Here is a 21532-nt window from a genome sequence, read left to right as displayed (position 1 = left end):
GTGATTTGAATGATGGAAGAGTTTAAAGAAGATATTCAAATCGTTATTATCACGGGAATGTCAGGTGCTGGGAAAACAGTGGCAGTCCAAAGCTTTGAAGACTTAGGTTATTTCTGTGTTGATAATTTACCGCCTGCTCTTATTCCGAAGTTTATTGACTTAATCGAAAACTCTGGTGGAAAAATGAATAAAGTCGCCTTAGTTATTGATTTGCGTGGACGAGAATTTTTTCAGGATATGTTTGAAGCGATTGACTCATTAAGTCAAACACGAACATTTCATGTCACACCACAAATTCTCTTTTTAGATGCAAAAGATGCAAAACTCGTGCAACGATATAAGGAAACGAGAAGAGCTCATCCATTAGCACCTAAAGGATTACCGCTAGATGGAATTAAAGCTGAGCGTGAAATATTAGAGGATTTAAAAGGAAGAGCACAGCAAATAATTGATACAACTGATTTAAAGCCGATTCAATTAAGAGAAAAAATTATTCAACGTTTTTCGTCAACTGAGAAACACCCGTTTTCAATTAACTTTATGTCCTTTGGTTTTAAATATGGGATTCCGATCGATGCTGACCTTGTTTTTGATGTTCGCTTTTTGCCAAATCCACATTATATTGACCATATGAGACCGAAAACAGGCTTGGATGAGGAAGTATCATCATATGTATTGAAATGGTCTGAGACACAACAGTTTATTGAGAAGTTACAAGATTTATTTACGTATATGTTACCCCAATATAAGCGGGAAGGAAAAAGCCAAGTCGTCATTGGGATTGGGTGTACAGGTGGAAAGCATCGGTCCGTAACATTAGCAGAATATTTTAGTAAAGAATTTACTGAAGAATATGTCGTACACACGAGTCATCGAGATATTGAGAAAGGTAAGGAATCTCATTAGTGAATAGAAAAAAAATTGTTGTTATTGGCGGAGGAACAGGGTTATCGGTCCTATTGCGAGGACTGAAAACATTTCCGGTTGATATTACTGCAATCGTTACGGTTGCAGATGATGGGGGAAGTTCAGGACGACTTCGAAATGAATTAGATATTCCACCACCCGGGGATGTCCGAAATGTCTTGACGGCGCTTTCGGAAGTGGAACCGTTATTGGAAGAGTTATTTCAACACCGGTTTGAAAATGGAAATGGATTGTCTGGACATACGTTAGGAAATCTATTATTAGCAGGGATTACATCGATTACCGGAGATTTTGCAAAAGGGATATCAGAAATTAGTCGAGTGTTAAATGTTAGGGGAAAAGTGTTACCAGCAGCCAATCATAGTATTGTGCTTCATGCAGAAATGTGTGATGGAACCGTGGTGACGGGAGAGTCGAAAATCCCGACTATAGGTAAAAAGATTAAGCGAGTCTTTTTATCACCACAAATTATAACACCACTTGAAGAAAGTATTGAAGCGATACGAGAAGCGGATTGTATCGTGATTGGACCTGGAAGTCTTTATACAAGCATCCTTCCTAACTTGCTCGTTCCTGGAATTGCTGATGAAGTAAAAAAATCAAAAGCAAAAAAAGTCTATATTTGTAATGTGATGACTCAACAAGGAGAAACGGATCATTACCATGCATCTGACCATGTACATGCGATTATCAGTCATTGTGGTAAAGGCTTAGTGAATCATATCATCGTAAATCAACAAGAAATTCCTCAACATATTATATATAAATATGCTGAAGAAGGGGCAGTACCCGTTCTGTTTGATAAAGAAAAATTAGAGAAGATGGATTTATCCGTCATAAACGGTTCCTTTATCCATTACAGGGAACAATTAATTCGCCATGATGCCCATAAAGTGTCTGAAGCGATATTAACGTTAGCATAACAGGGGATAATTTAAAAATAGAGGGGTGAGGCAATGTCTTTTGCAGCAAAAACAAAAAAAGAACTCACTCAATTAGAAAGTGATGAATGTTGTGTTCGAGCAGAATTAGCAGCATTGCTTCGGATGAATGGCACATTGTCATATAGTAGTCAAAAACTTAGCCTGGATATTTCAACCGAAAATGCAGCCATTGCAAGAAGGATATATATTTTAATTAAGAAATTATACCGAACGATTGATATTGAGCTTCTTGTCCAAAAAAAGATGAGGTTAAAGAAAAATAATGTCTATTTAGTGAGGATTACGGAAAATACAAGGCTTTTATTAGAAGAATTAAGTATTATAGGAGAAGGGTTTACGTTTATCCGTGAGATTTCTCCAGACATTATTGAAAAAACTTGTTGTAAGCGTGCTTATTTACGAGGTGCTTTTTTAGCTGGTGGTTCTGTGAATCATCCTGAGACGTCAAGTTATCATTTAGAAATTTTCTCTTTGTATGAAGAACATAATCAATCGATATGTGAACTAATGAACGTTTTTGATTTAAAGGCAAAAATTTTAGAAAGAAAAAAAGGATTTATTACGTACATCAAAGAAAGTGAAAAGATAACGGAATTTTTAAACATCATTGGAGCTCACCAAGCATTGCTTTATTTTGAAGATGTGCGCATAATGAAAGATATGAGAAATTCAGTCAATCGACTTGTCAATTGTGAAACAGCTAATTTAAATAAAACGGTTGGGGCGGCGATGCGCCAAGTTGAAAATATTCGTCTGATTGACGAAGAAATTGGTTTAGACCAATTACCAGAACGATTGCGCGAAATCGCGAAGCTCCGAGTGGAACATCAAGATGTAACATTAAAAGAACTAGGTGAAATGATGTCAAGTGGGAAAGTAAGTAAGTCTGGTGTCAATCATCGTTTACGAAAATTAGATGAAATTGCAGATCGAATTCGTTCGGGAGCAAAAATTGAAATTTAGGAAACGTTTTGTCACGTGCTTATTTAATTTATCATATATAGTAGAATGAATGGAGGAGAAGAAGATGGTTGAAAAACAAATGGAAGTGAAATTAAAAACAGGGTTGCAGGCTCGTCCGGCTGCATTATTTGTACAAGAAGCGAATCGATTTGTTTCTGATATCTTTATTGAAAAAGAAGGAAGAAAAGTGAATGCGAAAAGCATTATGGGTATTATGAGTTTAGCAATCGGTAAAGGTGTTACCATCAACGTTATTGTGGATGGAAAAGATGAAGAAGAAGCAATTGCTGCTCTTGAAAACTTCATTGGAAAAGAAGAATAACAACAAACAAGCACACATGGCTGTGCTTGTTTTTTCGTATATGCCAGAATCCCATTCGGACATTCGTTCCGTTATTTTCACTGTTTTGTTGTTTTCAGGCAGACTAATGGACATCTATGCCGCTACTATATGGTTTTTCTCTGAATTTCCTGTAATAATGAGGAAATAACGGAAAAGATGTCCGATAGGTTTTCATTTTACCCGAATAAACGTAAAATAATGGAATAAATGTCCGATACGTTCGATAGAACACAAAAAGCACAGAAGCCTGTGCTTTTTGTGTGACTTCTTATTTTTTTGTACGCTCTGACGTAATAACACCATCAATTAAACCGTATTCTTTCGCTTGTTCAGCACTCATGAAATTATCACGGTCAGTGTCTTTGGCAATCACTTCAAGAGGTTGACCTGTACGTTCTGATAAAATTTTGTTTAAGTGCTCACGCATTTCAATGATTCTTCTTGCATGAATTTCGATATCAGACGCTTGCCCTTGTGCACCACCAAGTGGTTGGTGAATCATAACTTCACTGTTTGGAAGAGCATAACGTTTTCCTTTTTCACCTGCAGATAAAAGGAAAGCTCCCATGGAAGCCGCCATCCCGATACAAATCGTAGAAACGGCTGGCTTAATGAAATTCATTGTGTCATAGATCGCCATACCTGCTGTAATCGATCCACCAGGGCTATTAATGTAAAGAGAGATGTCTTTTTCAGGATCTTCTGCTTGTAAGAAAAGAAGCTGAGCAACAATGGAGTTAGCGACATTGTCATCAATCGCGCTTCCTAACATAATAATACGATCCTTTAACAATCTAGAGTAAATATCATAAGCTCTTTCTCCGCGATTTGTTTGTTCAATAACTGTAGGGATTAAATTCATTTGAATATCCTCCTCATTTCTTTTAATATTTCGTTATGTACACATCATACCTAAATGGTCAAGAAAGGTCAAATGATATACCTGACCATTTCTACTACTATATTATTTCTATGTTCTTCCTAGAATACCTTTTCATGATAACCGAATTCAAGTTACTTCAAACGAATTTGTTAGATTTAATTTCAAATTTCACAAATATACTAAATAAATTGTTATAATTGTGTATATGAGAAAAACCTTGACGTATATATATGGTAAGCGTTTACAATAGATGTGTAGAGAGGAGAAATTGGATGGAGTTAAACTTAAACGTTGGTCTTTATCAAAGTACAAACTTATATATGACCCGTGAGTTGAGACAGGCGATCTCCTTGCTGCAATATTCTTCGATAGAGCTCATCCACTTTATTAAAGAACAAGCGCTGGAAAACCCTTTAATTGACTTAGGGGCGGATCGCAATGAAATGGATTATAGGTTTGAAGGAAGAAATTCCACCAATTCAAACGTAACGGCTTTAGATTATATTCGGAACAAACCAATAGGGCTAACAGAACATCTATGTCAACAGCTACGGTTTATGAACATTGAAAAACAACAATACAAGCGCCTCTACTATATGATTTGTCATTTATCACAGGACGGCTACCTTCCAATACAACGAGAAGAATTAGCAAGAGAATTGAAAGTAAAAGAAGACACAATCGAAACCGATATTGCGCTTCTTCAATCACTTGAGCCTACTGGGATTGGTGCAAGTGGTCTAGAAGAATGTTTATTACTCCAGTTAAAAGCAAGAAGAAGACGCTTCCCATTAGCTGAGATGATAGTTGAACACTATTTGCCGATGTTTGCTGAACGAAAATGGAGAGAGCTTGCAAAAGAGCTAGCCGTAACGGCAGCAGAAATTCAAGATGTGTATGATGTCATTCAAGATTTGGATCCTAAGCCAGGCAGTCATTTTCATGAAGAGGCAACAACATATATTGTTCCTGACGTTACTGTGGAAATCACGAACGGTGAATTTATTGTCATGATGAATGATGACATTCTTCCTCAAATTACAGTTAATAACCACTATCGAAAGTTGTTGACAAGCAAGGAGAAAACGGAGGTCACAGAGTATGTGAAGCGGAAATTTGAACAAGTGCAATGGGTTATGAAAAGTATTCAGCAACGTCAAGAAACGATTCTTTTGGTAACTAGAGCTCTTGTGGAAAAACAACGCTCATTTTTCACAGATGGAAGTCTAGAACCTCTAACATTAAAAGAAATTGCTGATGAAGTTGGCGTGCATGAATCAACGGTAAGTCGAGTTACAACAAATAAATATGTTCAAACACCAAAAGGGGTGTTTGAACTGAAATCATTTTTTGTGTCAAAAGTAAATCGAGATACATCAAGTGATAAAGTGAAGCAACATATAAAAGCGATAGTAGAGGGAGAAGATAAAACTAAACCACTATCTGATCAATCGATCGTTCGCTTGCTTTCTGAATCGTTTAATATTACAATTTCTAGACGAGCGATAGCGAAATACCGTGATGAGCTGAATATTCCAGCGTCATCAAAACGAAAGAGGTATGAATAGCAGGAGGAACGATGAAGAAAATAAAGATGACTTTTTATTCAAAAGAAAATTGTTCTTTATGTGATAAAGGCTTTTCAGTTTTACAGCAACTAACAGAAGAATTTCCACTGGACATTCATGTCGTTGATATATACAAAAATGAAGATTTACTTGAGAAGTATCAAATTATGATTCCAGTGGTTGTTATTGATGGGGAAGATGTTGATTTCGGAATTTTGTCAAAAAATAAGATAAGAAAGCGTTTACTTGAGAAAAAAGGATAAAATTAACTTGTAGAACGATCATTTCCTTGTTAAAATAAAAACTGTAAGCAGGAACTGGTCTTTTTTTTACCCGCATCGGGACAATAAATGTCACCTAGGGACTTTTTGTGACCCGATTAAATTTCTGCTTAATGTAAGGAGATTGAACAATGCGAGTATTATTAGAGCTTCAACGAAAATTATTACCTGATATGCTCGATGTCATGGCGAAGCGATTTCGAATTTTGCAGTCGATAAGGTTAATGGAACCGATTGGACGACGAAATTTAGCATCAAGCCTTGAAATTTCCGAACGTGTACTTCGGAGTGAAGTTGAGTTTCTCAAAGACCAAGGTCTTATTCAGATTTCCCCAGCTGGGATGAGTTTATCCGAAGAAGGAAAAACGACGTTATTTCAGCTAGAAGATGTGATGAAAGATTTACTTGGACTTCGAACACTGGAAGAACAATTATCAAAGCAATTACAAATTGAGAATGTCATTGTTGTTGCTGGCGATAGCGACCAGTATGATTGGGTGAAAAAAGAAATGGGGCGTGCTTGTGTCAATCGTTTAAAGCAGCATTTAACCCCGAAAAATGTCATTGCAGTTACTGGTGGAACGACAATGGCATCGATTGCAGAAATGATGACGCCTGACCCTGTTTTACATGAAGCGATGTTTGTCCCTGCTCGAGGTGGATTAGGCGAGCAAGTGGAAAACCAGGCGAATACGATAAGTGCCGAAATGGCAAGACGGGCAGGAGCAAGTTATCGATTAATGCATGTTCCTGATTTACTCAGTGAAGAAACATACGCTTCTTTAGTAGCAGAACCTTCCATTAAAGAGATATTGTCGATCATCCGGTCTTCATGCATCGTCATTCATGGGATTGGAGATGCTACGACTATGGCAAAACGACGAGGTTCACCAGAAGCACTCGTTGAAAAGCTAAAGAAACATCATGCTGTTGCAGAAGCCTTTGGTTATTATTTTGACCAAACTGGAAATATTATTCATAGGGAAAGAACAATTGGCTTACAGCTCGAGGATTTAACAAAATCTAAGTATGTCATTGCGGTTGCAGGTGGTGCCTCTAAAGCAGATGCTATTGCCGCTTATGTCAAACATCGAACGAGCCATGTTTTAATTACTGATGAAGCCGCAGCAAAGAAAATTGTAGAAAATAGTAGAGAGTAGTTTGTTTTCGTAGGGTTATCCCCCCTTTGAAATAAAAAATTTAGAGAATGAATGCATTTTAAGGAGGAAATTTTATTATGGCAACTAAAATTGGTATTAATGGATTTGGACGTATCGGTCGAGTCGTATTCCGTGCTGCTTTAAAAAACCCGAATGTTGAGGTTGTAGCAATTAATGATTTAACTGATGCTAATATGTTAGCTCACTTATTAAAATATGATTCTGTTCATGGAAAACTAGACGCAGAGGTTTCTGTAAATGGAGATTCTATCGTTGTAAATGGACAAGAAATTAACGTTTCTGCTGAGCGTGATCCTGCTAAACTTAATTGGGCAGATCGTGGAGTTGAAGTTGTTGTTGAATCAACTGGTTTCTTCACAAAACGTGCAGATGCTGCGAAACATTTAGAAGCTGGAGCGAAGAAAGTTATTATCTCAGCTCCTGCATCAGATGAAGATATTACTGTTGTTATGGGTGTTAACGAAGATAAATATGATGCAGCAAACCACCATGTTATCTCAAATGCTTCTTGTACAACAAACTGCTTAGCGCCTTTTGCAAAAGTACTAAATGATCAATTTGGTATTCGTCGTGGAATGATGACAACAGTTCACTCTTACACAAATGACCAACAAATTCTTGATTTACCACATAAAGATTACCGTCGTGCTCGTGCAGCTGCGGAAAACATTATTCCAACAACTACAGGTGCAGCGAAAGCGGTAGCTCTAGTTCTTCCTGAGTTAAAAGGGAAATTAAATGGTGGAGCAATGCGTGTACCTACACCAAACGTTTCTTTAGTAGACTTAGTAGCTGAACTTGATAAAGAAGTAACAGCTGAAGAAATTAATGCTGCATTTAAGGCAGCAGCAGAAGGTCCATTAAAAGGTGTGCTTTCTTACAGTGAAGAGCCACTTGTTTCTGGTGACTATAATGGAGACCCTTCTTCATCAACAATTGATGCATTATCAACAATGGTAATGGAAGGGAACATGGTAAAAGTTATTTCTTGGTATGATAATGAGTCTGGTTACTCTCACCGTGTTGTAGACTTAGTTGAATATATTGCAAAGCAAGGACTATAATGAAAAGTAGAATTTAATGGGAAAGAGGAGGAGAAGCAAAAGCGCCATTCTCCTCTTTCCAATGCTTATCATCTTACAACAATCGTTAAGGGGGTTCATTTGACATGAACAAAAAGTCCATTCGAGATGTCGACGTAAAAGGGAAAAAAGTTTTTTGCCGTGTTGATTTTAATGTACCGATGAAAGATGGAGAAGTAACAGACGATACTCGTATTCGTGCAGCACTTCCAACGATTCAACATTTAGTTGATCAAGGCGCAAAAGTTTTATTAGCGAGCCATTTAGGACGTCCAAAAGGTCAAGTTGTAGAAGAACTAAGATTAGATGCTGTTGCAAAGCGTTTAAGTGACCTACTTCAAAAAGAAGTGACGAAAACCGATGAAGCTTTTGGAACAGAAGTTGATGAAGCGGTTAGTGCAATGCAAGAAGGTGATGTCCTATTGCTCGAAAACGTACGTTTTTATGCAGGAGAAGAAAAAAATGACCCAGAATTAGCGAAAGCATTTGCTCAATTAGCGGATCTTTATGTAAACGATGCATTTGGTGCAGCTCACCGTGCACATGCTTCAACCGAAGGAATTGCGCACCATATTCCTGCTGTATCGGGGTTCTTAATGGAAAAAGAGCTTGATGTATTAGGAAAAGCGTTGTCTAATCCGGACCGCCCATTTACTGCCATTATCGGTGGAGCAAAAGTAAAAGATAAAATTGGTGTAATTGAAAACTTACTTGAAAAAGTAGACAATCTTATCATTGGTGGCGGATTAGCGTATACATTTGTGAAAGCGTTAGGTCACGAAGTAGGAAAGTCACTACTTGAAGAAGATAAAATCGACTTAGCAAAGTCTTTTATGGATAAGGCAAAAGAAAAAGGCGTAAAGTTTTATGTCCCTGAAGATGTTATTGTAGCTGATGATTTTTCTGATAGTGCAAATAAAAAAGTTGTCGACATTGATTCGATTCCTTCAGATTGGGAAGCATTAGACATTGGACCAAAAACGATTGATACATATCGTAACGTGATTTTAGAATCAAAGCTTGTAATCTGGAACGGACCGATGGGTGTGTTTGAACTACAAAGTTTTGAAAATGGAACAAAGTCAGTCGGACTTGCTCTAGCAGATTCAGATGCTTATTCTGTTATCGGTGGTGGAGATTCTGCAGCGGCTGTTGAAAAATTCGGTTTAGCGGAACAAATGAGTCATATCTCTACTGGTGGAGGAGCATCTCTAGAATTTATGGAAGGTAAAGCTCTACCTGGTGTTGTTGCGTTAAACGATAAATAAAAAAGAGGTGAAAATGATGCGTAAACCAATTATTGCTGGGAACTGGAAAATGAATAAAACGTTAGGGGAAGCGTTAGATTTTATTGAACAAGTAAGAAATGCTGTTCCAGCTCAGTCTGTTGTTGATTCTGTCGTTTGTGCACCTGCCCTATTTTTAGATGCACTTGTGAAAGAAACTGACGGAAGTGATGTTGAAATTGGAGCACAAACGATGCATTTTGAACCAAGTGGTGCATTCACAGGTGAAATTAGCCCAGTTGCTTTAGCTGATATCGGTGTGAAATATGTGATTATTGGTCATTCGGAGCGTCGCGAAATGTTTGCGGAGACTGATGAAACAGTAAATCAAAAAGTAAAATCCGCTTTTACTCATAACCTTGTACCAATCATGTGCTGCGGGGAAACATTAGAAGAGCGTGAAGCTGGTAAAACGAATGAAATCGTTGGTGAGCAAGTCGTTAAAGGATTAGCTGGATTAACAGAAGAACAAGTGAAAACGACTGTTATTGCCTATGAGCCAATTTGGGCAATCGGAACTGGAAAATCATCATCAGCAGAAGAAGCAAATGAAACGTGTGCTTATATTCGCCAAGTGGTGGCTGAACAATTTTCACAACAAGCAGCAGATGCTGTCCGTATCCAATATGGTGGTAGTGTGAAGCCAGCTAACATTAAAGAATACTTAGGACAGTCTGATATTGATGGTGCTTTAGTTGGTGGAGCGAGTCTTGAACATGATTCATTCCTTCAATTATTGGAGGCAGGAAAATGAGTAAACCAGTAGCCTTGATTATTCTTGATGGCTTTGGTATGCGTGAGGAAACAAAAGGGAATGCTGTTGCTCATGCGAAGAAGCCAAATTACGATCGCTATTGGGATAACTATCCTCATACCACGATTCGAGCTGACGGTGAAGCGGTTGGTTTACCTGAAGGACAAATGGGAAATTCAGAAGTAGGCCACTTAAACATTGGAGCTGGCCGAATCGTCTATCAAAGTTTAACAAGAGTAAACTTAGCGATTCGTGAAGGTGAATTTTTTGAAAATGAAACCTTTTTAAAAGCGATTGACCATGTGAAAGAAAAAGGCAGCAATCTTCATGTTTACGGACTTCTTTCCGATGGTGGTGTGCATAGTCATATTGAACATTTATTCGCGTTACTAGAGCTTGCGAAAGCAAAACAAGTTGACAAGGTGTTTATTCACGGTTTTCTTGATGGTCGTGATGTCGGTCCAACTTCAGCTGAGATTTACATTCGTGCCTTAGAGGATAAAATTCATGAGCTTGAAGTCGGGCAAATCGCATCTGTTCACGGACGTTATTATGCAATGGATCGCGATAGACGTTGGGAACGTGTTGAAAAATCATATCGTGCGATGGTGTATGGTGATGGCCCGATGTATAAAACAGCACTAGAAGTCATTAAAGACTCTTATCAAAACGACATAAACGATGAGTTTGTTATTCCTTCTGTTATTGTTGATGATGCTGGCAAACCTGTTGGAACGGTAAAAGATGATGATGCTGTCATTTTCTTTAACTTCCGTCCTGACCGAGCGATACAAATGTCACAAGTGTTTACAAATGAAGACTTCCGAGGGTTTGACCGTGGGGACCAACATCCAATAAATCTTCACTATGTTTGCTTAACGCATTTTAGTGAAACGGTAAAAGGTTTTGTTGCGTTTGAACCAACAAACTTAGATAATACACTAGGGGAAGTTCTTTCACAGCAAGACTATAAACAATTACGGATTGCTGAAACTGAAAAATACCCACATGTTACATTTTTCTTTAGCGGTGGACGAGAAGAGCCATTTCCTGGTGAGGAACGAATTTTAATCGATTCACCAAAAGTTCCAACGTATGACTTACAACCGGAAATGAGTGCTTATGAAGTGACAGACGCACTGTTGAAAGAAATTGAAGCTGACAAACATGACGCGATTATTTTAAACTTTGCCAACCCTGATATGGTTGGACATTCTGGTATGTTAGAGCCAACAGTCAAAGCGATTGAAGCAGTTGATGAATGTCTTGGGAAAATTGTCGATGCCATTATTGCCAAAGGTGGGTATGCGATTATTACAGCAGACCATGGAAATGCTGATGAAGTCATTACACTTGAAGGTAATCCAATGACAGCCCATACGACAAATCCAGTTCCTGTTATTGTTACAAAAGATGGAGTGGAGCTACGAGAAGGTGGGATTTTAGCTGATTTATCTCCGACTTTACTTGAACTCATTGGTGGCAAACAACCAGCTGAAATGACAGGAAAATCGTTAATAAAGTAAAGAGTTTGTGAATTTGAAAATTACTGTAGGAGTTTACAAAGGGATAGCGAATGATTTATAGGAACAAACGCAACCTATTGTAGACGAAAAAATTGAATAAAAAATGTTAGGGAGATGAACAATCAATGACAATTATTACTGATGTATATGCACGCGAAGTATTAGATTCACGTGGTAATCCGACAGTGGAAGTAGAAGTATTTTTAGAGTCAGGCGCTATGGGACGAGCACTTGTACCAAGTGGTGCGTCAACAGGTGAATATGAGGCTGTTGAATTACGCGACGGTGGAGACCGTTATATGGGTAAAGGTGTTTTAAAAGCAGTTCAACATGTAAACGAAGTAATTGCTCCTGAATTAGTCGGCTATGACGCGTTAGAGCAAGTTGAGATTGATAAATTTTTAATTGAACTTGACGGAACTAGCAATAAAGGAAATCTTGGTGCCAATGCGATTCTAGGTGTTTCTATGGCTGTTGCTCGTGCTGCTGCTGATGCTTTAGGTGTACCTTTATACATGTACTTAGGTGGATTTAATGCCAAAACATTACCAGTACCAATGATGAATATCTTAAATGGTGGAGAGCACGCAGATAATAACGTTGATATTCAAGAGTTTATGGTTATGCCAATTGGTGCAGAAAACTTTAAAGAAGCACTTCGTATGGGTGCAGAAATTTTCCATAACTTAAAATCAGTTCTTAAAGCAAAAGGGCTAAACACAGCTGTTGGTGATGAAGGTGGATTCGCTCCAAACTTAGCTTCAAACGAAGAAGCTCTTCAAACAATCATTGAAGCGATTGAAAAAGCTGGCTATAAGCCAGGTGAAGAAATTGTTCTTGCTATGGATGCGGCTGCGTCTGAGTTTTATGAAGATGGCAAGTACAACTTAAAAGGTGAAGGTGTCGTTCGTACATCCGAAGAAATGGTTGAGTTTTACAGCCAGCTAGTCGCTAAATATCCAATCATCTCAATTGAAGATGGTTTAGATGAAAACGACTGGGATGGATGGAAAAAACTAACTGAAGCCATTGGTGACAAAGTTCAGTTAGTCGGAGACGACCTTTTCGTGACAAATACTGAAAAGCTTTCTGAAGGTATTGAAAAAGGAATCGGGAACTCTATCTTAATCAAGGTAAATCAAATTGGTACATTAACAGAAACTTTTGATGCGATTGAAATGGCAAAACGTGCAGGCTATACGGCTGTTATTTCTCACCGTTCTGGTGAAACAGAAGATAGCACAATTGCAGACATCGCAGTTGCAACAAATGCAGGACAAATTAAAACAGGTGCACCATCTCGTACAGACCGCGTAGCGAAGTATAACCAACTTCTTCGTATTGAAGATGGATTTGGTCCAGTTGGACAATACGGTGGAAAAGAAGCATTCTACAATTTGGCTAATAAAAAATAAGTTTGACGTTAGGGAAGACTGCGAATAGATTCGCAGTCTTTTCTATGTTGCAGAGTGAGCTTAAGCTTACGGACAAATTTTATGAAAAACCAGCGTTTTTGGGAGTGTATCGGACATCTGTTCCGTTATTGTGCAAAAAGACGGGTGAATAGGCTAAAAATGAGGAAGTAGCGGAACAGATGTCCGTTAGCCATCGAAATAGCTTTGTTCCTTAGTGAATAGAGGAACAAATGTCCGAATAAGAAAAACGCGGAGCATCTTTTCGTTTAAATTTTTATACTCTCTTATCTTTCAAAAAAAGAAGTACAAAAAGGTCTTTTACAGACCCTTTTGTACATCCCTCTTAAAGTGAGCCAATGCCACCTACAATGAAAATAAAAACCCAAAATGCAATTTTTAGTGCAATTGTAACAATACCGAGAATTAACGAAGCTTTTGCTACACCTTGTTTTACTGGTTTGTTTAACCCGACAAACCCAAAAACAATGGCAAGTCCACCAAGAATATATGGAATGAATGGAATGAGATTAAGGACAACCCCAATAATACCTAAAACAAGACCTGCTGTGGCTAGTCCATTACCTTCTGGTTTTTCAATGATGACTTTTGTTGTTGTTTCTGTACTCATGTGTAAGCTCCTCTGCTTTAGTATGATAAAATCAAATTCAAGTGTAGTCTAAAATACCTAATATTTCAACAGAAAACATTAAAATAATGAAAAAATATGAAAAAAAGTGTACTTTTAAGGAGAATGAATTGCTCCAAACCATTCACTCTCCTCTTGCTTGTACAGCTAGTTTTATGGTATGTTTATAAAAGCGCATACTGTACTTATGGAGGTGTAAGTCGTGGGATTTTTATCTGTATTACTTGGAATTAATGCTGTCGCATTAATTATCGTTGTTTTACTTCAATCTGGTCGTAGTGCGGGCTTATCTGGAGCGATTTCTGGTGGAGCTGAGCAATTAGTAGGGAAACAAAAAGCTAGAGGAATTGATGCGGTTTTAATTAAAGCTACTGTTGTACTAGCGATTTTGTTTTTTGTATTAACGATTGCTGTCGCTTATTTTGCATAAGGATAATAACCATTCAGAAAGCAGCGAGGAAACTTGCTGCTTTCTTTTTTACTTGATACAGTTGGTTGGGAATAAAATATGCTTATATACATAGTAGAATCAAAAAAACAGGCAACACTATGAAGTAAAGGATGATGAATAATGAAACCAGTAGCTCCAAAGCCGTTTATGTTTGAAGGAGGAGAACGGGCGGTTCTTCTTTTACATGGGTTTACAGGGACAACTGCTGATGTGCGAATGATAGGGCGATACTTACAAAAACAAGGATATACATGTTATGCGCCTCTTTATAAAGGTCATGGTGTTCCACCAGAACAATTGGTTCATACAGGACCCGAAGATTGGTGGAGTGATGTTGTTGAAGGCTATGAATGGTTAAAAAGTAAAGGCTATGAAGAGATTGCAGTATGTGGACTTTCACTTGGAGGCGTCTTTTCTTTAAAGATAGGGTATACTTATCCAGTAAAGGGAATTATTCCAATGTGTGCTCCCGTAAAAACGAAAAGTGAAGAGGTTATGTACGAAGGTGTTGTTGATTATGCTCGGCAATATAAAAAGTTTGAAGGGAAACCTGAGGACCAAATTGAAGAGGAAATTGAGAAATTTAAACAAACACCGATGAATACATTACAGGCTCTACAGAAGTTAATTACGGATGTCCACGAGCATTTAGATCATATATATGCCCCAGTCTTTGTTGCGCAAGCTCGCCATGATGAAATGATTGATCTGGAGAGTGCTTCTATTATTCATGACACCGTTGAAGCAACAAATAAGAAACTAAAATGGTATGAACATTCCAGTCATGTCATCACCCTTGATAAGGAAAAAGAACAACTCCACGAGGATGTTTATCATTTTTTAGAAACATTGGATTGGTCTTCTAACTAATGAATGAAAAGGAAGTGAATGGGTGTGTCTGAACAGCAAGTAGAAAAAATATTGCATTATATGCGAGAAGAAGTGACAAAACCAGTTTCAGTGACAGAATTAGAGGAAGCATTTGGATTGCAAGATTCAAGTGATTTTAAAGAATTCGTCAAACTTTTAAATGATATGGAAGATAAAGGTTTAATCGTGAGAACACGAAGCAATCGTTATGGTCTTCCTGACAAAATGAACCTTGTTCGCGGTCGGGTGCAAGCAAATGCAAAAGGATTTGCCTTTATTATTCCAGAAGAAGAATTTGAAGGAAAAGATGTGTACGTATCTAACTTAGATTTAGGAAACGCCATGAATGGAGATACGGTTCTTGTCCGTCTTCATCCGAAGTCAACGGGTGCTAGACCAGAAGGCGAAGTTATTCGTATTATTGAACGTGGATTAAAAGAAGTCGTAGGAACATTTGTTGATAGCGAACATTATGGCTTTGTTGTTGCTGATGATAAACGAATTCCCAATGACATCTTTATCCCCAAAAATGCAGATAAGGGTGCTGTCGAAGGCCATAAAGTCGTTGTAAAAATCACAAAATACCCTGAAGGCAAAATGAGTGCAGAAGGGGAAGTTGTAACTATTCTCGGCCATAAAAACGACCCGGGCATCGATATTTTGTCGATTATTCATAAACACGGTCTGCCAGGTGAGTTCCCACAAGATGTCATTGATCAAGCAGAAAAAGTTCCAGATTCGATCTCAGAAGATGAAATTGGAAAACGTCGTGATTTACGCGATAAAACGATCGTTACTATTGATGGTGCCGATGCGAAAGATTTAGATGATGCTGTAAATGTAGAAAAATTAGACAATGGGAATTATAAACTAGGCGTCCATATTGCTGACGTTAGTTATTATGTAAAAGAAGGTTCACCAATTGATTTAGAGGCAAGAGAGCGTGCAACGAGCGTTTACTTAGTTGACCGTGTAATTCCAATGATTCCTCACCGTTTGTCAAACGGGATTTGTAGTTTAAATCCGAAAGTGGACAGGCTAACATTGTCGTGTGAAATGGAAATTACACCAGATGGGCAAGTTGTCCATCATGAAATTTTTGAAAGTGTTATTCGTACAACAGAACGTATGACGTATAAGGATGTCCGGGATATTTTAACAGAAGCTGATGAAGAAGTCATGAAGCGGTATGAGCCTCTTATTCCATTTTTTAAATTAATGGAAGAGTTAGCAGCGATATTACGGAAAAAGCGCTTTGAACGTGGCGCCATTGACTTTGATTTTAAAGAAGCAAAAGTGCTTGTGCAAGAAGATGGAAAACCGACAGATGTCGTGATCAGAGAACGTTCAGTTGCAGAAAAGCTCATTGAAGAATTTATGCTTGCAGCAAATGAAGCTGTTGCCGAGCATTTCCACTGGATGAAAGTTCCATTTATTTACCGTATTCATGAAGACCCTGATGCAGAAAAACTAACGAAATTCCTTGAATTCATAACGAACTTTGGGTATGTGGTGCGAGGAAATGCAAACACAGTCCATCCACGAGCATTACAAAAATTGTTAGAGGAAGTTCGGGGTGAACCTGAAGAAACCGTTATTAGTACGGTCATGTTACGGTCGATGCAGCAAGCCAAATATGACCCACATAGCTTAGGGCATTTTGGTTTATCAACAGAATTCTATACGCACTTTACATCGCCAATTCGTCGTTATCCTGACTTAATCGTACACAGACTCATTCGTACGTATTTAGTCGAAGGACGAGTCGATGAACAAACACAAAGTTTATGGAATGAAAAGCTTCCAGAAATTGCGAAGCATTCGTCTGAAATGGAGCGTCGAGCTGTTGAAGCAGAACGTGAAACAGATGAAGTGAAAAAAGCACAATATATGGAAGATAAAATTGGTGAAACGTTTACAGGGATGATTAGCGGTGTCACCAACTTTGGACTTTTTGTTGAATTGGAAAACACGATTGAAGGACTCGTTCATGTTAGTTACTTAACAGATGACTATTATCATTATGATGAAAAACAATATGCAATGATCGGCGAACGTACAGGAAATGTCTTTCGAATTGGTGATGGGCTAGAAGTTCGTTGTGTGAATGTGAACGTCGATGAGGCATCCATTGACTTTGAAATTGTAGGCATGACAGGTGAACGAAAAACAGTCAGAAAAGAACGTCCAAAAGTGATTGTTGGAGGCGAGCGCCGTAAAAAGCCTGGCGATCGTAAAAAAGGAGCAAGTGCATCCGGAGCAGGTGATAAAAAAGCACCAAAGAAGAAGAAAAAGTTTTATGAAAACGCTCCGAGAAATAAACGTAAAAAAGGCAAAAAGAAGCCGAAATAAAAGTGAAAAAGAGGTTATTATTAGAGGGACTTTCCTTTAATAGTAACCTCTTTTTAGTTTGTCGAAACATCTTTGGTTTTTGTCGAATGAAATAGATATTTATCCTTTAAATTATCATTTATAATAAATTGATTCACATTAAAATCCTAGGGGGAGCACAATGAAAAAGGTCTTTATTTTATTTTTAGCTATTCTTTTTGTTATACCTAATTTAACTGTTTTTGCAGCAACACCAATTACAGATGAAAATCTTCAAGAACTACTTGATAAGTACGAGTTAACATTAGTGGAACTTGAGGAAATGTTAGCTGAATATGGCGATACATTGGCAGATTACGAATCAATAGAGGAATTAGAAGAAATGATTATTTTTGATGCGGAATTTGATGAAATAAGTTTAGACGATCTAACTGAATTATTTGCTTTATTTGGATTAACAGAGGACGAGCTTATTCGATTGCTTGACCATGTTTCTGCCTTAGATGGGGAAACAGTTCTTGCTAATTTAGAAGCACTAGAAGCACGTATTATGGCTTTACCTGACTTTGATAGCGCTGATGATTTAACAGATGCTGAGTTAGAAGAATTAGCATCAATTTGGGAAGAATTATTACGTGTGTTTGAAATGGAAGCAAAATATTTTTTAGTAAAAGACGGTAATAAAGAAGCGATTTCTCTTCGTGATTTAATTGTTTTAGATAGTGTTGATGGAGCTGATTTATTAATCGAACTTTACAATCTTCAAGGTGAATTTTTAGCTGACATTTTAATTACATCAGATATGTTCGGCTCTGACGTGATAAAAGAAATTACAGAAGAAGCAACGGGTGCTGCACCGATTCAATCAGATAAAACAGTAAAAGGTGGTAAATTACCTAAAACAGCAACTGACCATGGTCTTGGCATGTTGTTTGCTTTAATGGCTGTCACGGTTGGATTTGGTTTATACCGTAAAGGGAAGGCATTATCGTAATGAATAAGGTCAAACAAAGAAGAATCAAATCATTGATTCTTCTTTCCTTATCTATCGTATGTATTGGCTTTGGGATTGCATTGTTTTTTCAGCACTTTCCTCCTTTTTTTAGAGGATATACAGCAGTTAGCCCGATAACAGAAAAAGAAGTAGTGGAAGAAGATCCAGTTGAAAACGAGACTAAAGCAGAAGTGATATATCCGAATAAACCGAATATTGGCGATGAGATTGGAGTACTTACGATTCCGAAGCTAAACGCAGAGCTCCCGATTTTTTATGGGACGAGCGAAGATGAGTTAGAAAAAGGGGTCGGACATTATGCCGGAAGTGTGTTACCTGGATTAAAAGATAATTCCGTCTTGTCTGGACATCGTGATACAGTATTCCGCAGATTAGGAGAAGTTGGAGTTGACGACCTTTTGGTTGTGACTACTGAAGCAGGAGAGTTTACGTATAAAGTAAGAAAAGTACGAATTGTTGATGAAGACGATCGAACGGTCATTGTACCAAGACCAAAAGCAACGTTAACCGTGACAACTTGTTATCCATTTGACTTTATTGGTTCTGCTCCAGAGCGTTATGTTCTCATTGCCGATTTGGTTGAGCCTGAATAATTGCTTAAATGACATTTTTTTGCTATTATTAACTATTGAATCATTCTATAAAGGATGCGTTGATAATGGCCGGAACTGAAGGAAAAGTGTTAGCTCAAAATAAAAAAGCGAGACATGATTACCATATCGAAGAAACATATGAAGCGGGAATTGTCTTAAAAGGAACGGAAATTAAGTCGATTCGAGCGGGTAAAGTTCAGCTTAAAGATTCTTTTGCTCGAATTGACAATAACGGGGAAATGTTTTGGATTAATGGACATATTAGTCATTATGAACAAGGCAACCGTTATAACCATGACCCAATACGTTCACGTAAGTTGTTGCTTCATAAAAAAGAAATCGCGAAACTTATTGGATCGACAAAAGAAAAAGGCTATGCGATTGTCCCATTAAAGCTGTATGTGAAAAATGGTTTTGCAAAGCTATTAATTGGGCTTGCCAAAGGGAAAAAGAATTTTGATAAGCGCGAATCGTTAAAGCAAAAAGATGCAAAGCGTGAAATCGAAAGAGCTTTTCGTGAGCGACAAAAGGGATAATTTAGAAGTTGGATCTTTCACTTTGGTATGCTATAATTATAAATCCAAGGGCGTGAAAAACCGCTCTTCTAATTGAATAAGGCTTCTTAGCCTTACTAATCCTGGGGACGTTTAGGATTCGACAGGGATAGTTCGGGCTTAAGTTGCGAGTCGAGGGGGTCGGCCTCGTTAAAACGCCAACGCCTATAACTGGCAAAGAAAACAACAACTTCGCACTAGCTGCTTAATAGCACTATGCGGTTCCTCCCTCCATCGCCCATGTGGTAGGGTCAGGGACTCACTCTTAGTGGGCTACGCCGGTTGCTCTCCGTCTGAGGGCGAAGGAAGAGATTAATCAGACTAGCCACTCGGTCGCCTGTCACTGGGCAGATGAGTTGGCGAAATGAGAATACGGTGACTACACTCGTAGAAGCTTAAGTTGCGTTATTCTTGGACGTGGGTTCGATTCCCACCGTCTCCACCAATACATAGTAAATGTTGGTGGAACAAGAGTTTTAAAAATTGTGGTTACATTAATGGTAACGAATTTAGTTATACTTACAAAACTATATAGTTTGGAAGCCGTCTTCTATTGTGAGGACGGCTTTTTTTGGTTTGTGGAAGTGGGGGATAAATAGTTGTAACGTAATTGTGAAAACTGTTCTATCAAAAGGTGAATCTAGTTAGATAAACGTATATTTCATGTAAAGAATGTAAATTTTATGTTAAAATACCGTAAAAGATATATGATTATGGAGGGGAACGATGAACGAAAAAGAAACATATGAATTACTTAAAGCATATAAAAATAAGGGGAAATGGAGAAAGGCTTTGGAATGTGCAAAGGCACTTGTAGATTATAATCCAAAGCATCCCGATTACTATAAAGAATTAAGTACTTGTTATAGGAGGTTGAAAAGACCGAGAAAAGCGACCGAATCAATGAAGAAGTATTTGGAAATAATCCTTAATGAAAATATAAATGATATTATAGCTATTATTAAAAAGGCTATAAATGTGGACACCTCATTAGTGAAGTCAACTTATAAATGTGTTGAGTTTGGCGGAAACAACCTTGGATTTATAGAGCATATTGATATAAGTAACGACCAAAAGTACTTTACAAAAATAGTTCAATCTAAGAAATTAAGTAATGAACGGCTATTTTATGATAATATTAGAGAAAAATTTAGTGAGTTGAAGATTTTTAGCCCAGAATTGATACATTTTCAAGAAATTGAAGGTCCTCAAGTTTGTTTTTTGACACTGGAAAAAATCCAAGGTGATTACCCTAACTTTTATGAACATTTTGAGGATGTATATAATGTTAACAAAGCAATAAATGGTATTCAATACAACCAGATTAAGGATATTTTTCCGAGTGATGTAGAAATAGATTTCTCTTCAAAACCGCTTACGCTATCTAAAATTTTTACGATGCTTCATAAAAGAGAGACCAATGTAAAAGTTTTTGAGTGGTTATATTATCAAGCAAGGGAAAGAAATTACTCACTAGAAAGTGTATCCTTAATTCAACGATTGGAGAAGTTGATTATTGGTAATGGTTTTTATAAAGAGTTAGAACCAAAGGTGAACTACACATTTATACATGGTGATTTCCAAAGCACTAATATTATATATGATAGTAATGAAAAAAATTATAAAGTAATTGATTGGGCATATTGTGGATACGGGGTTAAGGGTGTAGATTTAGTTAAATATTTTCGAAGAGAAGGATTAAATTTCAAAGAAATAAAACAATATTTTTTATTGAAATCAGAAATTACAAATTATTTAAAACCAATTGAACAGGTATTTATGGTATATTCTCTTATTATTACTTGGTTTAATTTTATGAATAAAAAATTAAATGAGAATCATTCGGATTATTTGCTTCCGGCTATTAATTACATAGAAGAAGTTGTTAATCATGTTAAACGAAAAACCGTATGACAATG

21 protein-coding genes and 1 other RNA gene are annotated in these 21532 nt (G+C 37.4%); 20 read left to right on the top strand and 2 right to left on the bottom strand.

The features are described from left to right. Positions 1-9: 9 nt before the first annotated feature. From rapZ to T323_RS0105100, 4 genes are all read left to right on the top strand, one after another. A complete protein-coding gene (gene rapZ, locus T323_RS0105115; RefSeq protein WP_026672305.1) occupies positions 10-906 on the top strand; it encodes an RNase adapter RapZ in 897 nt (298 codons plus the stop codon). Further along, a complete protein-coding gene (mgfK, locus tag T323_RS0105110; RefSeq protein ID WP_026672304.1) occupies positions 906-1850 on the top strand; it encodes a gluconeogenesis morphogenetic factor MgfK in 945 nt (314 codons plus the stop codon). The genes rapZ and mgfK overlap by 1 nt, the downstream gene beginning before the upstream one ends. 33 nt (positions 1851-1883) lie before the next feature. Continuing rightward, on the top strand, positions 1884-2834 hold the full coding sequence (whiA, locus tag T323_RS0105105; protein WP_026672303.1) for a DNA-binding protein WhiA: 951 nt from the start codon (positions 1884-1886) through the stop codon (positions 2832-2834). Between the two features lie 64 nt (positions 2835-2898). After that, positions 2899-3156 (top strand): HPr family phosphocarrier protein, encoded by a 258-nt coding sequence (locus T323_RS0105100; RefSeq protein WP_026672302.1) that lies wholly within the window; start codon positions 2899-2901, stop codon positions 3154-3156. A gap of 289 nt (positions 3157-3445) precedes the next feature. Here the strand turns inward: T323_RS0105100 and clpP are convergent, their stop codons facing one another. Continuing rightward, a complete protein-coding gene (clpP, locus tag T323_RS0105095; RefSeq protein WP_281175718.1) occupies positions 3446-4045 on the bottom strand; it encodes an ATP-dependent Clp endopeptidase proteolytic subunit ClpP in 600 nt (199 codons plus the stop codon). 287 nt (positions 4046-4332) lie between these two features. On the opposite strand from clpP, the gene rpoN reads away from it, so the two are divergent. The 8 genes from rpoN to eno all read left to right on the top strand — a co-directional run bounded on the left by rpoN (position 4333) and on the right by eno (position 13153). Next, positions 4333-5628, top strand: coding sequence for an RNA polymerase factor sigma-54 (gene rpoN / locus T323_RS0105090; protein ID WP_026672300.1), 1296 nt, complete (start codon positions 4333-4335; stop codon positions 5626-5628). An 11-nt stretch (positions 5629-5639) separates the two neighbouring features. Next, complete coding sequence (locus T323_RS0105085; RefSeq protein ID WP_180320838.1) at positions 5640-5891, top strand: glutaredoxin family protein; 252 nt, start codon at positions 5640-5642, stop codon at positions 5889-5891. 149 nt (positions 5892-6040) lie between these two features. Beyond that, complete coding sequence (locus T323_RS0105080) at positions 6041-7069, top strand: sugar-binding transcriptional regulator (RefSeq protein WP_026672298.1); 1029 nt, start codon at positions 6041-6043, stop codon at positions 7067-7069. 77 nt (positions 7070-7146) lie between these two features. Next, positions 7147-8154, top strand: a complete 1008-nt coding sequence (gene gap / locus T323_RS0105075) for a type I glyceraldehyde-3-phosphate dehydrogenase (RefSeq protein WP_026672297.1) — start codon at positions 7147-7149, stop codon at positions 8152-8154. 104 nt (positions 8155-8258) lie between these two features. Further along, positions 8259-9440 (top strand): phosphoglycerate kinase, encoded by a 1182-nt coding sequence (locus T323_RS0105070; protein WP_026672296.1) that lies wholly within the window; start codon positions 8259-8261, stop codon positions 9438-9440. A gap of 16 nt (positions 9441-9456) precedes the next feature. Beyond that, entirely contained in the window at positions 9457-10212 is a 756-nt protein-coding gene (tpiA, locus tag T323_RS0105065; RefSeq protein WP_026672295.1) for a triose-phosphate isomerase, read from the top strand. Next, the gene (gene gpmI / locus T323_RS0105060) at positions 10209-11738 is read left to right on the top strand and encodes a 2,3-bisphosphoglycerate-independent phosphoglycerate mutase (RefSeq protein WP_035177811.1); all 1530 of its coding nucleotides are present in this window, start codon (positions 10209-10211) and stop codon (positions 11736-11738) included. Before tpiA ends, gpmI begins: the two co-directional genes overlap by 4 nt. Before the next feature lie 125 nt (positions 11739-11863). Continuing rightward, positions 11864-13153, top strand: coding sequence for a phosphopyruvate hydratase (gene eno / locus T323_RS0105055; protein WP_026672293.1), 1290 nt, complete (start codon positions 11864-11866; stop codon positions 13151-13153). Positions 13154-13496: 343 nt separating this feature from the next. On the opposite strand, the gene T323_RS0105050 is transcribed toward eno, so the two are convergent. After that, positions 13497-13781: a hypothetical protein gene (locus T323_RS0105050; protein ID WP_026672292.1), complete on the bottom strand. Its 285-nt coding sequence runs from the start codon at positions 13779-13781 to the stop codon at positions 13497-13499. 220 nt (positions 13782-14001) lie between these two features. Here T323_RS0105050 and secG point away from each other — a divergent pair, with 220 nt between their 5' ends. The 8 genes from secG to T323_RS0105015 all read left to right on the top strand — a co-directional run bounded on the left by secG (position 14002) and on the right by T323_RS0105015 (position 21527). After that, positions 14002-14229 carry a preprotein translocase subunit SecG gene (gene secG, locus T323_RS0105045; protein WP_026672291.1) on the top strand — a complete coding sequence of 76 codons (228 nt, stop codon included), beginning with the start codon at positions 14002-14004 and terminating at the stop codon, positions 14227-14229. A gap of 141 nt (positions 14230-14370) precedes the next feature. Further along, the gene (locus T323_RS0105040) at positions 14371-15120 is read left to right on the top strand and encodes an alpha/beta hydrolase (protein ID WP_026672290.1); all 750 of its coding nucleotides are present in this window, start codon (positions 14371-14373) and stop codon (positions 15118-15120) included. 60 nt (positions 15121-15180) lie between these two features. Then, positions 15181-17472 carry a ribonuclease R gene (gene rnr, locus T323_RS0105035; RefSeq protein ID WP_373279323.1) on the top strand — a complete coding sequence of 764 codons (2292 nt, stop codon included), beginning with the start codon at positions 15181-15183 and terminating at the stop codon, positions 17470-17472. 160 nt (positions 17473-17632) lie between these two features. After that, positions 17633-18445 (top strand): processed acidic surface protein, encoded by an 813-nt coding sequence (locus T323_RS26020; protein WP_051556381.1) that lies wholly within the window; start codon positions 17633-17635, stop codon positions 18443-18445. After that, entirely contained in the window at positions 18445-19059 is a 615-nt protein-coding gene (gene srtD, locus T323_RS0105025) for a class D sortase, LPxTATN-specific (RefSeq protein ID WP_035177805.1), read from the top strand. Before T323_RS26020 ends, srtD begins: the two co-directional genes overlap by 1 nt. 65 nt (positions 19060-19124) lie before the next feature. Further along, the gene (gene smpB, locus T323_RS0105020) at positions 19125-19595 is read left to right on the top strand and encodes an SsrA-binding protein SmpB (RefSeq protein WP_026672287.1); all 471 of its coding nucleotides are present in this window, start codon (positions 19125-19127) and stop codon (positions 19593-19595) included. Positions 19596-19698: 103 nt separating this feature from the next. Then, positions 19699-20058: a transfer-messenger RNA gene (gene ssrA, locus T323_RS28290) on the top strand. Positions 20059-20339: 281 nt separating this feature from the next. Next, complete coding sequence (locus T323_RS0105015; RefSeq protein WP_026672286.1) at positions 20340-21527, top strand: phosphotransferase; 1188 nt, start codon at positions 20340-20342, stop codon at positions 21525-21527. Positions 21528-21532 lie beyond the last annotated feature (5 nt).

The sequence above is a fragment of the Alkalihalobacillus bogoriensis ATCC BAA-922 genome, from assembly GCF_000621445.1.
GTDB lineage: Bacteria > Bacillota > Bacilli > Bacillales > Bacillaceae_F > Bacillus_AO > Bacillus_AO bogoriense.
Note: the sequence above shows the minus strand (reverse complement) of the source record. Positions and strands in the feature narration are given on the sequence as shown.